At 71.9% G+C, this 14,806-nt stretch carries 15 protein-coding genes and 1 tRNA gene; 5 read left to right on the top strand and 11 right to left on the bottom strand.

Annotated features, from left to right (window positions below; genetic code table 11):
* Positions 1 to 140: 140 nt before the first annotated feature.
* The 5 genes from mshC to ACWIGU_RS34945 all read right to left on the bottom strand — a co-directional run bounded on the left by mshC (position 141) and on the right by ACWIGU_RS34945 (position 4,216).
* Positions 141 to 1,370, bottom strand: a complete 1,230-nt coding sequence (gene mshC / locus ACWIGU_RS34965; protein ID WP_454405689.1) for a cysteine--1-D-myo-inosityl 2-amino-2-deoxy-alpha-D-glucopyranoside ligase — start codon at positions 1,368 to 1,370, stop codon at positions 141 to 143.
* A 92-nt stretch (positions 1,371 to 1,462) separates the two neighbouring features.
* Positions 1,463 to 1,903, bottom strand: a complete 441-nt coding sequence (locus ACWIGU_RS34960; RefSeq protein WP_454405688.1) for an SRPBCC domain-containing protein — start codon at positions 1,901 to 1,903, stop codon at positions 1,463 to 1,465.
* Between the two features lie 135 nt (positions 1,904 to 2,038).
* On the bottom strand, positions 2,039 to 2,875 hold the full coding sequence (locus ACWIGU_RS34955) for an SCO1664 family protein (RefSeq protein ID WP_454405687.1): 837 nt from the start codon (positions 2,873 to 2,875) through the stop codon (positions 2,039 to 2,041).
* On the bottom strand, positions 2,839 to 3,429 hold the full coding sequence (locus ACWIGU_RS34950; RefSeq protein ID WP_356289389.1) for a DUF3090 domain-containing protein: 591 nt from the start codon (positions 3,427 to 3,429) through the stop codon (positions 2,839 to 2,841). Before ACWIGU_RS34950 ends, ACWIGU_RS34955 begins: the two co-directional genes overlap by 37 nt.
* Positions 3,430 to 3,529: 100 nt before the next feature.
* Positions 3,530 to 4,216, bottom strand: a complete 687-nt coding sequence (locus ACWIGU_RS34945; RefSeq protein ID WP_356289387.1) for a histidine phosphatase family protein — start codon at positions 4,214 to 4,216, stop codon at positions 3,530 to 3,532.
* A 137-nt stretch (positions 4,217 to 4,353) separates the two neighbouring features.
* Between ACWIGU_RS34945 and corA the strand changes: the two genes are divergently transcribed.
* Positions 4,354 to 5,352: a magnesium/cobalt transporter CorA gene (gene corA, locus ACWIGU_RS34940; protein ID WP_454405686.1), complete on the top strand. Its 999-nt coding sequence runs from the start codon at positions 4,354 to 4,356 to the stop codon at positions 5,350 to 5,352.
* Between the two features lie 18 nt (positions 5,353 to 5,370).
* Here the strand turns inward: corA and ACWIGU_RS34935 are convergent, their stop codons facing one another.
* On the bottom strand, positions 5,371 to 6,159 hold the full coding sequence (locus ACWIGU_RS34935; protein ID WP_454405685.1) for a ferritin-like domain-containing protein: 789 nt from the start codon (positions 6,157 to 6,159) through the stop codon (positions 5,371 to 5,373).
* 234 nt (positions 6,160 to 6,393) lie between these two features.
* Positions 6,394 to 7,449: an LLM class F420-dependent oxidoreductase gene (locus ACWIGU_RS34930; protein ID WP_356289381.1), complete on the bottom strand. Its 1,056-nt coding sequence runs from the start codon at positions 7,447 to 7,449 to the stop codon at positions 6,394 to 6,396.
* A 128-nt stretch (positions 7,450 to 7,577) separates the two neighbouring features.
* Here ACWIGU_RS34930 and ACWIGU_RS34925 point away from each other — a divergent pair, with 128 nt between their 5' ends.
* Positions 7,578 to 8,561: an aldo/keto reductase gene (locus ACWIGU_RS34925; protein WP_454405684.1), complete on the top strand. Its 984-nt coding sequence runs from the start codon at positions 7,578 to 7,580 to the stop codon at positions 8,559 to 8,561.
* Positions 8,558 to 10,825 carry a helix-hairpin-helix domain-containing protein gene (locus ACWIGU_RS34920; RefSeq protein ID WP_454405683.1) on the top strand — a complete coding sequence of 756 codons (2,268 nt, stop codon included), beginning with the start codon at positions 8,558 to 8,560 and terminating at the stop codon, positions 10,823 to 10,825. Before ACWIGU_RS34925 ends, ACWIGU_RS34920 begins: the two co-directional genes overlap by 4 nt.
* Before the next feature lie 98 nt (positions 10,826 to 10,923).
* On the opposite strand, the gene ACWIGU_RS34915 is transcribed toward ACWIGU_RS34920, so the two are convergent.
* Positions 10,924 to 11,622, bottom strand: a complete 699-nt coding sequence (locus ACWIGU_RS34915; RefSeq protein ID WP_454405682.1) for a hypothetical protein — start codon at positions 11,620 to 11,622, stop codon at positions 10,924 to 10,926.
* 47 nt (positions 11,623 to 11,669) lie between these two features.
* Between ACWIGU_RS34915 and ACWIGU_RS34910 the strand changes: the two genes are divergently transcribed.
* Complete coding sequence (locus ACWIGU_RS34910) at positions 11,670 to 11,858, top strand: DUF5703 family protein (protein ID WP_067429589.1); 189 nt, start codon at positions 11,670 to 11,672, stop codon at positions 11,856 to 11,858.
* A 76-nt stretch (positions 11,859 to 11,934) separates the two neighbouring features.
* Here the strand turns inward: ACWIGU_RS34910 and ACWIGU_RS34905 are convergent, their stop codons facing one another.
* From ACWIGU_RS34905 to ACWIGU_RS34895, 3 genes are all read right to left on the bottom strand, one after another.
* Positions 11,935 to 12,651 carry a chaplin gene (locus ACWIGU_RS34905; protein WP_454405681.1) on the bottom strand — a complete coding sequence of 239 codons (717 nt, stop codon included), beginning with the start codon at positions 12,649 to 12,651 and terminating at the stop codon, positions 11,935 to 11,937.
* Positions 12,652 to 12,792: 141 nt separating this feature from the next.
* Positions 12,793 to 13,026 (bottom strand): chaplin, encoded by a 234-nt coding sequence (locus ACWIGU_RS34900; RefSeq protein WP_100599074.1) that lies wholly within the window; start codon positions 13,024 to 13,026, stop codon positions 12,793 to 12,795.
* A 152-nt stretch (positions 13,027 to 13,178) separates the two neighbouring features.
* Positions 13,179 to 14,504, bottom strand: coding sequence for a M20/M25/M40 family metallo-hydrolase (locus ACWIGU_RS34895; RefSeq protein WP_389483617.1), 1,326 nt, complete (start codon positions 14,502 to 14,504; stop codon positions 13,179 to 13,181).
* A gap of 188 nt (positions 14,505 to 14,692) precedes the next feature.
* Between ACWIGU_RS34895 and ACWIGU_RS34890 the strand changes: the two genes are divergently transcribed.
* Positions 14,693 to 14,780: transfer RNA gene (locus ACWIGU_RS34890), tRNA-Leu, on the top strand.
* The last annotated feature ends 26 nt before the right edge of the window (positions 14,781 to 14,806 follow it).

The raw sequence follows: 14,806 nt of genomic DNA, 5'->3' as shown, positions 1-14,806 counted from the left end.
GCACACGCGGTGTGCACCGCCCCTTCGCCGTGCGGCCGCCAGGGCCCGGGGCAAAGGTGACCGCCCCCGAACTCCGTGGAGTTCGGGGGCGGTTGAGGTTGTCTGCGTCCCGGGGCGGGCCGGGCCCGGGACCCGGGTCTCTAGAGCGCCACTCCGAGCAGGGCGTCGACCGCGCGGGACACCACGCCGGGCGCCCCCTCGTCCTCGCCGCCCCGCTCCGCCTGAAGGGCGGCCCAGCGGTCCACGGCGAGCAGCGCCGCCGGTGCGTCGAGGTCGCTCGACAGCGCCTCGCGGATCTCCTCGACGAGCGCCGCGGCGGACGGTCCGTCGGGCCGGGAGACGGCGGCACGCCACCGGCCGAGCCGCTCGACAGCGTCGCTCAGGACCTGGTCGGTCCACTCCCAGTCGGCCCGGTAGTGGTGCGCGAGGAGCGCGAGGCGGATCGCGGCCGGGTCGATCCCGTCGCGCCGCAGCTTCGAGACGAAGACGAGGTTGCCCTTGGACTTGGACATCTTCTCGCCGTCGAGCGCCACCATGCCCGCGTGGACGTACGCCTTGGCCATCGGGAACTCGCCGGTGAGCACCTGCGCGTGCGAGGCGCCCATCTCGTGGTGCGGAAAGGCCAGATCGGACCCTCCGCCCTGGACGTCGAAGCCCATGCCGAGGTGGTCGAGGGCGATGGCGACACATTCGATGTGCCAGCCGGGACGCCCCTGGCCCAGCGAGCCGCCGTCCCAGCTGGGCTCGCCCTCACGGGCGGCCATCCACAGCATCGGGTCGAGCGGGTTCTTCTTGCCCGGGCGGTCCGGGTCGCCGCCGCGCTCGGCGGACAGCAGCCGCATCGCCGCGGCGTCCAGGCGGGAGACCTGGCCGAAGTGGGGGTCGGACTCGACGGAGAAGTAGACGTCGCCCTCGAGTTCGTAGGCGGCGCCCATGTCCCGGAGCCGTTCGACGAGCGGCACGATGCCGGGTATCGCCTCGACGGCTCCGATGTAGTGCCGCGGCGGCAGCATCCGCAGGGCGGTCATGTCCTCGCGGAAGAGGGCGGTCTCGCGCTCCGCGAGTCCGGTCCAGTCGACGCCGTCACGGATCGCGCGCTCGAGCAGCGGATCGTCGACGTCCGTCACGTTCTGGACGTAATGAACCTGCCGCTTGGTGTCGAGCCACACGCGCTGAACGAGGTCGAACGCGTTGTAGGTCGCCGCGTGACCCATATGGGTCGCGTCGTACGGGGTGATCCCGCAGACGTAGATACGGGCGACGGGACCGGGCTCGAGGGTGACGAGGCCATCGGTCGCGGTGTCGTGGATCCTCAGGTCGCGGCCCTTGCCAGGCAGGACGGGGACCTCAGAAGCGGGCCAGGCATGCATGCCATGAGCCTAACCGGACGGAGCTTCCGCATACGAACCGGACCTGGTCCGGTGGCCGGGAAGGCCCTCTTGCGGTCCGCCGGGGTGCCATGTCAGGCCTCGACGGTGGCACGGATGGATCCCGAGAGTCCGAAGTGGCGGATGCCGTGCAGCAGATGGGCTCTGAGCCCCGTCACGAAGTATGTCCACCCCTGGGTCTGCCCGACGGCCCGCGCGGCGCCCTCCAGGCCCTCGCCCATGGGCTGCTCGGTGATCGTGAGCAGCGTGGCCGCGCCGTCGTCGGCCCTCTCCAGCTCGATCGTCACGTCTCCCCCGGGCCAGCTCCACGAGATCAGCCGGTCCGTCTCCACGGGCCCGACCTCGACGTCGATCGTCGCGTCGGCATGGCCGAAACGCCAGGTCACCGTGGTGCCGGGGATCATCGGGGCGGATGCGTCCGCCGTGAAGAAGCTGGACAGCGCCTCCGGGCTCACGATGGAGTTGAACACGTCCTTCACGGGCCGGTCGATCCGGTCCTCGACGATCAGTTTCACGGCGTGGCCTCCGTTCCGGGATCCCCTGAGGGGTCTCTTCGAACCTAGCCCCAGCCACTGACATGCGCCCCCGGACAGCGCGGACCGGCGGGCTCGGAAGGACGGGCTCGGAAGGTCAGGCCCGGAAGGGCCGGCTCAGACCGGTGGCCACGGGATGGCGGGCCACTCCCCGCTCGGCTCACGATGCTTCCCGCTCGCGAGCAGCGCGCCGACCCGTGCCCGTACGGCGTCCAGCTCGGCCTCGGTGATCAGCTCGGCGAGCCGCAGCGCGAGGGGTTCCCCGGCCCCCAGAGCGCCCGTGAGCGCCTTCAGGGCCTCGGTCGCCTCCCCGGTCAGCGGCTCCCCCGCCCAGCCCCACAGGAGCGTGCGCAGCTTGTCCTCGGTGTTGAAGGAGACACCGTGGTCGATGCCGAACAGGCGCCCTTCGGCGTCGACGAGGAGGTGGCCGCCCTTGCGGTCGCCGTTGTTGATCACCGCGTCGAGCACGGCGAGGCGCCGCAGCCGCACGTCGTCGGAGTGCACGAGCAGCGCGGTGCGCCCCTCTCCGACCTCCGCGAACCCGACGGCCTTCCAGCCGTCGCCCGGCTCCTCGCCCTCCACGAGAGCAAGCAGCTCACCGCCCTCGGCGGGCTCCTCGGGCTGGTCGACCCACAGCTGGCACATGCCTTCGCCGTACGGCCCGTCGCGCAGGACGGTCGGCGGTACGAGGCGCCAGCCGAGCGCCTCGGACACCTCGTAGGCGGCGACCTCGCGCCGGGCGAGATTGCCGTCGGGGAAGTCCCACAGGGGACGCTCACCGGCGACGGGCTTGTACACGCAGGACGCCTCGCGGCCCTCGTGGGTGACGGTGCACAGGAGCACCGCGTTCGACGCCTCGCGGATGCGCCCCTGGACCGCCAGCTCGCCCCTGGTGAGCAGGTCCGTGTCCGAGACGGTCACGCTCCTCGCCGGTATCCGTTCTGACGCGGGCATACGTGTCCCTCCGGGTCGAGCGGCAGACTGCACAGGGGGCACGGCGGACGCCCTGCGTTCACGACGTCCAGGGCGCGCTTGGCGAACGCGCGCGCCTGTACGCCGGTGAGCCGGACCCGCAGCATCGGGGGGCCGTTCTCCTCGTCCTGGAGCAGCCGTTCCTCGGCCTCCGCGAGGTCCTCGTCGGAGTCCGCGTCGAGCTCGACGAGCGCCTGCGCCTCGACGATCATCCGCTCCTCCTCGCCGTCCCAGGCGAGGGCCATCGTGCCGACCCGGAACTCCTCGTCGACGGGCGACTCCAGGGGCGCGGTGTCGTGGATCTCCGTGGGCACGACGGCGGGCACCGGCGCGTTCCCGCCGCTCCGGCGCACGACCTCGTCGAGGAGCTCGTCCATGCGCTCGGCCAGCGCGGCGACCTGGGTCTTCTCCAGGGCCACACTCGTCACACGGGCGCCGTCCGAGGCCTGGAGGAAGAAGGTGCGGCGCCCGGGGAGCCCGACCGTGCCGGCCACGAAGCGTTCCGGGGGGTCGTAGAGGAACACCTGACGGGACACGTCCTGTCTCCATTGGAATCGACTGCTGGGACCGACCGCTTGATCGGGCGCGGCAACAACTGCAGTTACTGCGACGGCTTCACCCTACTGCGGCGGACGATCACGGGGCGCCCGCACCGCCCCCGACCGGTGCGTCCCCCTCGGGGGGCTTCTCGCGCGGGGCGAGCGACGCGAAGTCGCCGGTGTCGCCGAGACGTACGAGATAGGGGCGGAGCCGGGTGTAACGGATCGCGGTGACGGAGCAGGGCTCCACGGAGATGCGCTGGAAGAGGTCCAGATGAAGCCCCAGGGCGTCTGCGACGAGCGACTTGATGATGTCGCCGTGCGAGCACATCAGATAGGTGGCGTCGGGGCCGTGGTCGCGCTCCACGCGCGCGTTCCACTCGCGTACGGCCTCCGCGGCCCGGTGCTGCATGGCCCGCATGGACTCGCCGCCGGGAAACGCGGCGGCCGACGGGTGCTGCTGGACGACCTCCATCAGCGGGTCGTCGACGAGCTCGGCGAGCTTGCGGCCCGACCAGTCGCCGTAGTGGCACTCGCCGATGCGGTCCTCGGTGTGCGGGGTGAGTTCCGGGCGGGCGGCGAGGAGCGGGGCCAGGGTCTCCTGACAGCGCTGGAGGGGGCTGGTGACGATCTCGGCGAGGGGCACCGCGGCCAGCCGCCCCGGCAGCGCGGCGGCCTGCGCGGCGCCGCGCTCGTCGAGGGACACACCGGGGGTCCACCCGGCGAGCAGGCCCGCGGTGTTGGCGGTGGAGCGTCCGTGCCGGACGAGAATCAGCGTGGGCATGCGGGCCAGCCTAAGCGGTGTCCGAAAGTTCCCCGCGGCGTCCCCACGACCGGCACTCCTCGCTCCACGGGGAACCTGTCGGACTCCCCTCGCCTCGCGACATGCGGCCCCGCCGCCCCCTGGGAAGAATACGAAGCGTGATCGTCGACTGCGGCATCTATCGCGACGGGCGCAGGACCGAGGGGCCCGCGGACTTCTCCCACGCGCTCGCCGAGGCCAGGGCCGAGGGCCACTCCTTCGTCTGGATCGGCCTGCACGAGCCGGCGGCGGACGAGTTCGCGCGGGTCAGCGAGGCGTTCGGGCTGCATCCGCTGGCCGTCGAGGACGCGCTCAAGGCGCATCAGCGGCCGAAGCTGGAGGTGTACGACGACTCGGTGTTCGTGGTGCTCAAGCCGGTCGTGTACGAGCCGGACAGCGACAAGGTCTCCTCCGGTGAGGTCATGCTCTTCATGGGCGACTCCTTCGTGGTCACCGTCCGGCACGGAGAGGGAGCGGCCCTGAAGGCCGTACGCAAGCGGCTCGAAGGCGATCCCGACGTGCTGCGGCACGGGCCCACCGCGGTCCTGTACTCGATCGCCGACGCGACCGTCGACCACTACCTGGAGGTCGCGACCGAGCTCCAGACCGACATGGAGGAGCTGGAGGCGGAGGTGTTCTCGCCGGAGGGGGGCGGCTCGCGCAACACGGCGTCCAGGATCTACACGTTCAAGCGCCAGATCCTGGAGTTCCGCCGGGCCACGGGCCCGCTGCTGCTCCCGCTCGCCCGGCTTTCCGGCACCGGTCAGTTCGTGGGCTCCGTGCCCTTCGTGAACGACTCGGCGCGGCCGTTCTTCCGCGACGTCAGCGACCACCTCCTGCGCGTCAACGAGTCGGTGGACGCCCTCGACCGGCTCGTCTCGGACATCCTGTCGGCGCATCTGGCGCAGATGGGCGTGCGGCAGAACGACGACATGCGCAAGATCTCGGCGTACGCCGCCATGGCCGCGGTCCCGACGCTGATCGCGGGCGTCTACGGCATGAACTTCGACCACATGCCGGAGCTGCACTGGACGTGGTCGTATCCGCTGGTGATCCTCCTGATGATCTCCCTGGAACTGCTGCTGTTCCGTACGTTCAAGCGGCGCGGCTGGCTGTAGCGCGCCTCCCGCGGGGGCCTACGCGAACTCGACCGCGCTCGTCGCGGGCCCGCCCAGCGCGTTGCGCCGCTCCGGCATCTCCAGGGACACCATCCGCCGCCAGCCGACCAGACGTTCGTACGCGTAGATGGCGTGGATACCCGCCGCGAGCAGAGCCGCCTTGGGCTTCGGCCAGCGCAGGATGTGCCCCATGTGGTCCATCACGGCGAGGCTGACGTCGCGGTAGACGCGGATCTCCTCCAGGGCGCACTCGCGCAGGATGCGCTGGATGTCGCGGCCGTGACCGGCGTACGCGAAGCGCAGCAGCTCCTCGTGGCAGTACGCGAGGTGGTTGTCCTCGTCGGCCGAGATCATCTTCACCGCGCGGCCGATGCCGGGGTCGTCCGCGAAGTACTTGCGCAGCAGGTCCATCTGCTCGGAGGCCCGCTGCTCGGTGACCCGGCTGTGGGCGAGATACGTGACGATGTCCCGCACGGTGAGCGGTTCGTCGGCCTTGAGCTGCTGGTGCGCGAGGCCGATGCCGTGCTTCTCCAGGAGCATCGTGTAGTCGGTCTCCGGCGGTACGTCCACGGGTTGCAGGCCGCGCTTCTTCAGCAGGGCGTGGAAGATCCGCCCGTGCTTGTCCTCGTCGGCGCCGTGCCGCGCCACCTTGGGCGCGAGGTCACGCTCGCTGAGGGGGACGAGGGCGGCGATACGGCCGTTCTCCCAGCCTCCCTGCGACTCGCCGCTCGCCGCGATGGAGCAGAAGAGCCGGAAGGACTCGTCGTCGTCGAGGATCTCCTGGAACAGGCTCTTGGCCGACAGCATCTCTGGCACCTCCGTGCGCGCCGCGCGTTCCGTGCGTAGTTCCGCAGAAAACGAGTCAAATACGGCATGCCGGACCGGGCAACAGCTGTAGGAGGCCACTCGGCCGAAGGAAGGGCCCCGGGAGAGGGTCCTTGGGCGTAACCACGTGCCCGATGAGGCGTTGTTACCCGTGACGGCCGTGGCGGGGAAGACCCCCGAGCCCCCACCACGGCCGCAGAACTTTCCTCCCCGCGGTTACGCCAGTCCGGCCCGCTCCAGGGCCTCGGTGCCGGCCCGCAGGGCCGCGATCCGCTCGTCGAGCGTGAAGCCGGCGGGGGCCAGCGTCAGTGTCGTCACCCCGGCAGCCGCGTAAGCCTGCATCCGCTCGGCGATCCGCTCCACGGAGCCGAGCAGTGTCGTCGAGTCGATCAGCTGGTGCGGCACCGCGGCACCCGCACCCTCCTTGTCGCCGCCCAGGTACTTGTCCTGGATCTCGGCGGCTTCCTTCTCGTAGCCCATGCGCTGGGCGAGCTGGTTGTAGAAGTTCTGCTTCCGGCTGCCCATGCCGCCGACGTACAGGGCGGTGTACGGGCGGAACATGTCGGCGAGCGCGGGCACGTCCTTGTCGGCGCCGAGCGCGAGGGGCAGCGTCGGGACGACGTCGAAGCCCTCCAGCGTCTTGCCGGCCTTCTCGCGCCCCGCCCGCAGGTGCGTCAGGGCGGTCTCCTCCAGGTGCTCGGCGGCCGGGAAGATCAGCAGGGCGCCGTCGGCGATCTCGCCCGTCTGCTCCAGGTTCTTCGGGCCGATCGCCGCGATGTAGAGCGGGATGTGCTCGCGCTCGGGGTGCACGGTCAGCTTGAGCGGCTTGCCCGGGCCGCCCGGCAGCGGCAGCGTCCAGTGCTCGCCCTCGTACGACAGCCGCTCGCGGCTCATCGCGCGGCGCACGATGTCGACGTACTCGCGGGTGCGGGCGAGCGGCTTGTCGAACTTCACGCCGTACCAGCCCTCGGAGACCTGCGGACCCGAGACGCCGAGGCCGAGGCGGAAGCGGCCGCCGGACAGGGAGTCGAGGGTCGCGGCCGTCATCGCGGTCATCGCGGGCTGGCGGGCGGGGATCTGCATGATCGCGGAGCCGATGTCGATGCGCTCGGTCTGCGCGGCGACGTAGGAGAGCACCGTGGGCGCGTCCGAGCCGTAGGCCTCCGCGGCCCAGCAGACGGCGTAGCCGAGCTTGTCGGCCTCCCGCGCGACGGCCAGGTTGTCCGCGTCCATTCCGGCGCCCCAGTAGCCGAGGTTGATGCCGAGCTCCATGGCCGATCCCCTTACTCCTCAGTAACGTCCTGTGTCCGGGCACCCTAGCGCGCCGGTTCGGCGGTCGGCGCAGGCCGGTTGTCCACAGGCCCCCAATAACCGACTTCCGGCCAGTAATCTCAGCGCCCATGGAGCAGAGGCATCTCGGCCGCACCGGCCTGCGCGTGTCCCGGATCGGGCTCGGCACCCTCACATGGGGCCGCGACACCGACGAGCACGACGCCGCGGACCTGTTGAAGACCTTCTGGGAAGCGGGCGGCACACTCGTCGACACGGCCGATGTCTACGGGGGCGGTGAGGCCGAGTATCTCCTCGGGCAGCTCGTCGAGGGCCTCGTGCCGCGGCGCGATCTGGTCATCTCGACGAAGGCGGGCAGCGTGCCCGACCCGGACCGCCGCTTCGACGGCTCTCGCGGCCATCTCCTCGCCGCCCTCGACGCGTCCCTCGCCCGCCTCGGCACGGACTACGTCGACCTGTGGCAGGTCCACGCCTTCGATACGGCCACCCCGCTCGACGAGACGCTCCAGGCCCTCGACATCGCCGTGAGCAGCGGCCGTGTCCGGTACGCGGGCGTCTCCAACTTCTGCGGCTGGCAGCTGGCCAAGGCCGGCACGTGGCAGCTCGCCGCACCGGGGATACGCACCCGGCTCGCCAGTACGCAGATGGAGTACTCGCTGCTCCAGCGCGGCGTCGAACGGGAAGTGCTGCCGGCCGCGCTCGACCTCGGCATCGGCCTGCTCCCGTCGTCGCCGCTCGGCCGCGGGGTTCTCACGGGCAAGTACCGCAAGGCCACGCCGGCCGACTCACGGGGCGCGTCCGACCACATGGCGCCCTTCGTCGCGCCGTACCTCGACGACGCCGCGACCCGCATCGTCGACGCGGTCACCACGGCGGCGGACGGCCTCGCGGTGACGCCGCTCCAGGTCGCCCTCGCATGGGTCCGCGACCGGCCGGGCGTGGCCGCCCCCATCATCGGCGCGCGCAACTCGCAGCAGCTCACGGCGGCATTGTCAGTGGAGGCCCTTAGTCTTCCTGACGAGATCTGCCAGGCGCTCGACGACGTGTCGGCGCCCGTGCACCGATATCCCGATCAGGACTGGAGCACGCTGTGAGTACGGAGCCCGCTGCCGCGGAGGGCCACCCGGGCCCGGCCGACACCGACGCGCCCCGCGCCGGGCAAGGCGCGGAGGCCACCGGCCCCGAGGAAACCGGCCCCGGGGAAGGGACCGGCACACCTGATCCGGACGGGACGGACGAAGACTCCGGCGCCGCCACGGATCAGGACGGAGCCACCGCCGAAGGCAAGGACGAGGGCGCGTCCGAGGCCGCCGCCGAGATCGCCGCGCAGCGTGAGCTGCAGGAGCGGATCGCCCAGCGGAAGGCGGCCAAGGAAGGGCCCATCGCGGCCGGGGGGAAGCTCAGCGGTACGGCCGCCGATCTCCTCGCCGCGGTCCGGGCCGTCGAGAGCGGCGAGCGGCCCGCCGCCGTGTTCGGCGACCCGGCACCGGCTCCCCGCAAGGTCGTCGCCGAGCCCGTCCGCCGTGCACCGGCCGCCGCGCCCGCGGGGCCTGCCGAACCGGCCGTGGCGGCCGTCGACGCCGTGCGGGCCGTCCTGACCGAGGGCGGCGCCCCCGTCTCGCTCGCCGCTCCCGCCGCCGCGACGCTCGGCGAGGGCGCGGACAGCGCGCTCCGGGACGACCCCTGGCAGCTTCTGCGGATCCCTGGCGTGCGCCCCGAGCAGGCGGACGGGTTCGCCCGCGCGCTGCTCGGCGCCGAGTGCGGCCCCGACGACGAGCGCAGGGGCCGCGCCGTCACCGTATGGCTGCTGGAACAGGCCGCGGTCGCGGGGCACACCGCCCTGGACGCGCCTCTGCTCGCTGAGGCGCTGGGCAAGCGCGCCGTGCCCGATCCGGACGAGGCGGTGCAGAGCGCCATCGCGGAGGGCGACGCTCTCGTGTTCCAGGACGCACTGGAGGAGCCGCCCGGCTCTCCGGCCCGCGCCACGGAGCGCGCCCGGGAGACCGCCGCGGAGGACGGGGCCGAGGACGGCCCGCAGGACGGTGAGGAAGCCGAGCGGCCGGTCCGGGTGCTCGTCGGCCTCGAGCGGTACGCGCTCGCCGAGGAGAGCCTCGCCGACGGGCTCGCCCGCCTGGTCAACTCCCTCTCCAAGGAAGACAGTTCACAGGCCCTCGCGGACTGGGAGCCTGCCGCGGCCGCCGCGGCCGGTTCCACCGCCGAGCTGATCAGGGCGTCCGCCGGACACGGCCTCGTCCTGCACACGGGCGCCGAGGCGGCCCGCGCCGAACCCGCCGCGCTCGTCCAGGCCGCGGCCCGCCTCGGCCTGCGCGTGTGCGCCGCGGCACACACCGTCGACGGGCGGCACCGCCTCGCCGAGCACTTCGGCCCCGGCGCCCCGCAGGGCACGGCGGTCACCGTGTCCGGCCTGCTGTCCGGCGCCGAGGGCCCCGGCCGGGACCGCGACGGCGCGCTCGCGGTGGACCTCCTGGTCGTCCTGGACGCGCCGCAGCTGGACGTGGAGACGGCCGCGATGCTCGCCGAGTCGCTCCCGGACGGCGCGCGGCTCGTCCTGAGCGGCGACCCGTCCGTCCTGTGGTCCGCGGGCCCCGGCCGGGTCTTCGCGGACCTCCTCGCGGCCCGGGTGTGCCCTCAGATCGCTTCCCGCACCCCGGACCCCGGCCCGGTCGGCGAGCTGGTCTCCGGCATCGGCGTGGGCGAGCTGAACCAGGTGGAGGCCCCCGGCAAGGAGGTGGTGATCGTGCCGGTGCACGACGCCGCCGAGGCGATCCACCGTGCCGTACAGCTGGTCGCCGACTCGGTGCCGCGCGCGATCGGTGTGCCCTCCGAGCAGACCCAGGTCATCACTCCGGGCCACGGGGGCGCCGCCGGGACGCGCGCGCTGAACGCGGCCCTCAAGGAGCGCCTCAACCCCGGCCCCGGCCGCTTCGGCGGCTTCGACCCGGACGACCGGATCGCGTACGTACCGGCCCCTGGCCGCACCGTGCCCGGCCGGGTCGTGCGGGCCGACGCGGAGGGCCTGCACCTGGACTGCGCCGGGACCCCGGTCGTCGTACCGCAGGACGCGGTGGAGCGGACCGTGCGGCACGCGTGGGCGCTGACCGCGCACCAGGCGGTGGGGCTGCGGTGGCCCGCGGCGGTGGTCGTGCTGCCGGGCGACGCGACGCAGGCCCTGAGCCGCCCGTGGGTGTACACGGCGTTCGGCCGCGGTGAGCGGCATCTGTCGGTGGTGCACGGCGCTGACGCGGCCCTGTCGCGCGCCGTGGCCGAGGTCCCGGCCAAGCCGCGTACGACGCGCCTGCAGACCCTGCTGCGCGCTCAGGTCCCTGCGGCGCAGTAGGCACACAGCGGCAAGCGGGAGGGGCGGGCGGACCGAAGTCCGCCCGCCCCTTCCGCTCACTCGCTCACACCGTCACCGGCCCGCGTGTGCGGACCGCGTCAGGTCGGTTCCAGCTCGTCCTCCGCCGCGCCCGACGCGCCGGGCCCGTCGTCCGCGAGGTCGCCGTCCAGCTCGTCGTCGAAGACGGCGCTCACGTCGAAGCGGCAGACGACCCGCTGCGGATCGGCCTGGTCGAACGGCGCATCCAGCCACTCCCCCGGCTCAGCCGGTTCGTCCGAGGCCGTCACCCACAGTGTGGAGTCGCCCTCCTCCAGGCCGAACTCCTTGTGCCGGGAGGCGATTTCGTCGGGTTCGAACTCTCCGAAGAGGACACCGAGAGCAGCGTGCACGCTGGTCCCGATGGTCCCGACGGCCGCCGCGGCTCCGTCGACGAGGTCCGAGTCGGCCTCCACATCGGCGACCCGCTGGGCCTGCGCGAGCAGTCGCTGCGGCTCCACCACGGCGTAGTCGCGGCGGATGAGCACGCTCAGGGCGTTCGGATCCTCGGGGCCGGTGTACGGGGGCAGCGAGTCCTCCGTACCGGGAATCTCGAAGGGGGTGACCTCGTCGTAGCGGTCGTAGAGGAGCTCGTCGTACTCCTCCGCCGCCGCGGCCAGTTCGTTGAACGCTTCGTAGACGGCCGGATCGTCCTCACCCGACCTGCGCTCGACAGCCGCCAGGTGGCGGTCGAGCGCAGCCTTGACCGCCTCGGCGGCGGCCCGTACCTCGGCAGCGGTGGGCTGCGCAGCATCAGACATAGTGCAGACGCTATCCGTACACGGCCCGTGCCCGCACAATAGATGCGATGCCGGAATACGAATTTGTCGACGTGTACGTCCCGCGCGGGGTCTCCCGCAAGGACGCCACACGCCTGCTGACCGACCATGCCGAGTACGGACACTGGGAGTTGGACCGCCTGAGCCTGTTGCGCGACGGCAGCCGCAGGGTGCGGTTGCGCCGGCGGATCATCCGCCAGCTGCGCGCCACGTGGTGAGTGAGCGGAGCGGGCCCCGTCACTGCTGGGCCCGCTCCGTTCCGCACCTGCTCAGTCGCGCCGTGTCACACGGCGGTCACACGCCTGCCCGCGCCCGGCGGTAGAGGAGCGCGCCCGCGAGCAGCGCGCCCGCACTGGCCGGAAGGACCGTTCCCAGCGGCATCGAGCTGCCGGTCTCGGCGAGCTGCTCCGAGCCCTTGGGCTGGGTGACGGTCTGCGTCCCCGGGTGGTTCGGGGTGCTGGGGGTCACCGGCTTCGGCGGAGCCGGCGTGCTCGGCTCCGGCTGCGTCGGCGGCTTGGTCGGCGGGGTCGTCGGGGTCGTCGGCTCGTCGCCTCCCGGTGAGTTCACGCAGTCGTTGCCCCCCGCGGGGTTGAGCAGCCCGATGACCGAGACGCTGTTGCCGCAGGCGTTGACCGGCACGTGGACCGGGACCTGCACGTGGTTGCCGGAGCCGACACCGGGCGAATCGCTCGTGCCCCCCTCGGCCGTGGCGCCGCCGCCGTGGTGACTCCCACCGTGGCTCCCACCGGGGTGGCCGCCTCCCGGCTTCGACGTGTTGGCACAGTCGTTGCCCGCCGCGGGGTTGAGCAGCCCGACGACGTTCACGGTGTTGCCGCACGCGTTGACCGGGACGTCCACGGGGAGCTGGATCGTATTGCCGGAGAGGACGCCGGGCGATCCCGACGAGCCTCCCTCGGCACCGGAGTTTGCGTGTGCGTAGCCCCCGGACACGGCGAGTACGCCGGTCGCGGCCGCCACGGTGATCAGGCCTTTGCGCGTGACCTGTCGCATAGCTTTTAACCTGCCTTATACCTTGCGGAATGCGCACGGGCATCCATACGCGTGCGCGGAATGCCCAAGCGGCCCCGGAGCGCATGGCGTGCACTCCGGGGCCGATGGACTCAGGCCCTCAAGGGGCGATGCACAACGACGTCACTTGTTGACGCAGGCGTTGCCGAAGGCGGGGTTCAGCAGCCCGATCACGGACACCGTGTTGCCACAGGCGTTCACCGGGATGTGGACCGGAACCTGGATGACGTTGCCCGAGATGACACCGGGAGACTTCACGGCGGCACCCTGAGCCCCGGCGTCGGCAGCGGCGATGCCCGCACCAGCGAGCACGAGACCACCAGTGGCAGCCGCAGCAGCGACGACCTTCTTGATCATTATTCCTCCTTGTTGGCAATGCAGTCCCAGCCGCAGACTGCACCCCCTGTAACGAGGAGGGACTGATGAGGCTACGAGCCTATGTTTCCTTTCACTCTTCTCAGTTCAGTACGTACGCGCGGCCGAATTTCCGGCGGCGCGGGCCCGTCGGGTCAGGACGCGTCGATGAACCGGTCGAGCACACGCACACCGAACTTGAGCCCGTCGACCGGAACCCGCTCGTCAACGCCGTGGAACATGCCGGCGAAGTCCAGCTCCGGCGGCAGCTTCAGCGGAGCGAAGCCGAACCCGCGGATGCCGAGGTCGTCGAAGGACTTGGCGTCGGTGCCGGCGGAGAGCATGTACGGCACCGCGCGGGCGATCGGGTCCTCGGCCTGGAGCGCCGTCTGCATGGCGTCGACGAGCGCGCCGTCGAAGGTGGTCTCCAGGGCCTTGTCCGCGTGCACGTCCTCGCGCCGGACGTTCGGGCCGAGGATGCGGTCGAGGTCGGCGAGGAACTCCTCCTCGTAGCCCGGCAGATAACGGCCGTCGACGTGCGCGGTGGCCTGCCCGGGGATCACGTTCACCTTGTAGCCGGCGCCGAGCTGGGTCGGGTTGGCCGTGTTCTGCAGCGAGGCGCCGATCAGCTTGGCGATGCCGCCGAGCTTGGCGAGCGTCTCGTCCATGTTCTCCGGGTCGAGCTCGGTGCCGAGCGCGTCGCCGAGCTCGTCGAGGAAGTGCCGCAGCGTCTTGGTGACCCGCACCGGGAACTTGTGACGCCCCAGGCGACCGACGGCCTCGGACAGCTCGGTGATCGCGTTGTCCTTGTGGATCATCGAACCGTGGCCGGCGGTGCCGTCCACGGTCAGCTTCATCCAGTGCATGCCCTTCTGGGCCGTCTCGACGAGGTAGAGGCGTAGCTTCTCGTTGACGGTGAAGGAGAAACCTCCGACCTCGCTGATCGCCTCCGTGCACCCCTCGAAGAGGTCCGGGTGCTTGTCGACGAGGTGCCGCGCGCCGTACGTGCCCCCCGCCTCCTCGTCGGCGAGGAAGGCCAGGACGATGTCGCGCGGGGGCTTGCGGCCGCTGCGCAGCCGGTCGCGGACGACCGCGAGGGTCATCGCGTCCATGTCCTTCATGTCGACGGCGCCGCGGCCCCAGACGCACCCGTCGGCGATCTCGCCGGAGAACGGGTGGTGGGTCCAGTCCGCCGCGTTGGCCGGTACGACGTCGGTGTGGCCGTGGATCAGGAGCGCGGGCCGCGAGGGGTCCTCGCCCTGGATGCGGGCGACCGTCGAGGCCCGGCCCGGGTGCGACTCGAAGATCTTGGGCTCGAGGCCCACCTCGGCGAGCTTCTCCGCCACGTACTCGGCGGCCTTGCGCTCGCCGGGGCCCGAGTGGTCGCCGTAGTTGCTGGTGTCGATCTGGATCAGCTCACGACAGAGGTCGACGACCTCGTCCTCGCCCGAGACCGTCCTGCCCGTGCTCGACTCACTCACGCCTGTTCCTCCCACTGTCGTTGCTGGTGGTCCCCCTCATCCTCTCTCTCCGCGGGCCTCGGCCCAAGGGCGGGCGGGGGTCGTCATCCGCCGTTCACAGCGGAGACATGGCGGGATCTGGCACCCCTTCGGGCCTGGTAATGTTCTCTCTGTCGCCGCGGGGAACACCCCGCGAAGACAGACACCTTGTCCGGGTGGCGGAATGGCAGACGCGCTAGCTTGAGGTGCTAGTGCCCTTTATCGGGCGTGGGGGTTCAAGTCCCCCCTCGGACACCAGCTGAGACCCCAGTTCACCTGGGGTC

Source organism: Streptomyces sp. NPDC055400 (assembly GCF_053644375.1).
This window is presented reverse-complemented; position numbering and strand designations above follow the sequence as displayed.